Below are 1,569 nucleotides of genomic sequence, written 5' to 3'. Positions count from 1 at the left end.
TCCAGTGCGATGCGGCCTTCAAGGCGCGCCACATTCATGCCGGCACACACATGCACGCCGCTGGCGAAGGCAAGATGGCGGTTCGGCGTGCGGCCGACATCGAACCGGTCGGGATCGGGGAAATATTTCGGATCCCGATTGGCGGCGGCGATGGCGATGGTGATGAGATCGCCTTCCTTCATCGGCACGCCGCCCAGCACGGTGTCTGCGAGGACACGGCGATTGCCGAGCTGGTTTGAGCTTTCGAACCGCAGCACCTCCTCCACGGCCGTCTTCATCAGCGACGGATCCGCCATCAGCCGCGCTTTCTCCTTGGGCCATTGCAGGAGCGTATAGAGCGCATTGCCGATCAGATTGGTCGTCGTTTCGTGCCCGGCATTGAGGATGAAGATGCAGTTCTGCAGGAGCTCGGTCTCGGTGAGCTTCCGGCCGTCATGCTCGCCGATGATGAGGCGCGTCAGAACGTCCTTGTTCGGATCGCCCGGATTGGCGCGCCGGTCGTCGGTGAGGGCTTTCAGATAGACGAGGAATTCCCGCACCGCGTCGTTGCCGGCTTTCAGTTGCGCATCCGTCAGCACCGGCTCGAGCGCACCGAGGATGGCGAGCGACCAGCCGCGGAGCGGACCGCGCTCCTCGTGCGGGACACCGAGGAGATTGCCGATGATCTCGACCGGGATGGCCGAGGCGAAATCCTCGATCAGGTCGATCGGCGCGCCTTCCCTGCTCTTTTTTTCGATCGCGTCGAGCAGCCTGTCGACGAGTTCGATCAGTCCGGTTTCCATCTCTGCAATCGCACGCGGCGACAGCGCGCCGGCGATGGCGCGGCGCACCTGCGTATGCAGCGGCGGGTCGTTGAAGACGAGGCTGGTGGTGTGGTGTTCGAACAAGGGCGTGTCGCCGAATTTCGGAAAAAATTCGACTTTCTTGTCGGACGAATAGGTCCGGGCATCCTTGTAGAGGGTCTCGCAATCGTCATAGCGGGTGATGATGTAGCTGCCGTCCGGCATGCGGTGGACCGGATCGTGTTCGCGCAGCGCATGGAAATACGGATACGGGTCGTCGATGAAATCCGCCGGCAATTGCTTGATATCGAAAGCGCGCGCCGCGGCCGCCGCCTCGCTGGGACTCGCAAATCTGGGCATCCGACCCACCCCGGAAATGAACGCGATCCCGGCCATCAGTCCGATGGGCCGGCGACGGGGACGGACCCCCGCCCCCATTTGTTCGGGCGAACGGGCTACGAAGCCCTCACCCCCTTGTCAATTCGCCGGCGGGCTCCCGTTGCGCGTCAAATCAAGTTACGCCATGGTCGGAGCGGTCCGCGCGGGCAAATGGAAACGAATCTTGACCATGGCGACCCAGACGAAGGAGGCCTTCGCGGCCAGCGACTGGCAGCGTAATCCGGACGCGCCCTTGCGGCTGGAAACATTCCTCCCCTACCAGCTCAATGTGGTCGCGAGCGTCGTGTCCCAGGCGCTGTCGCGGCTCTACGCCGAGCGCTATGCGATCGGGGTGCCGGAATGGCGCGTCCTGGTCACGCTCGGCGAATTCGAGACCATGACCGGCAAG

General features: G+C 63.5%; 1 protein-coding gene and 1 pseudogene. One reads left to right on the top strand and one right to left on the bottom strand.

Translation table 11 applies throughout. The features are described from left to right. Positions 1–1,142: cytochrome P450 (locus VN004_RS16060; protein ID WP_325612061.1), on the bottom strand; the 1,142-nt coding region annotated here is incomplete at its 3' end. A gap of 208 nt (positions 1,143–1,350) precedes the next feature. Here VN004_RS16060 and VN004_RS16055 point away from each other — a divergent pair. Beyond that, a pseudogene (locus VN004_RS16055) lies at positions 1,351–1,569 on the top strand (MarR family transcriptional regulator); the annotation flags it as partial.

It is taken from the genome of Pseudorhodoplanes sp., assembly GCF_035565855.1.
GTDB lineage: Bacteria > Pseudomonadota > Alphaproteobacteria > Rhizobiales > Xanthobacteraceae > Pseudorhodoplanes.
This window is presented reverse-complemented; position numbering and strand designations above follow the sequence as displayed.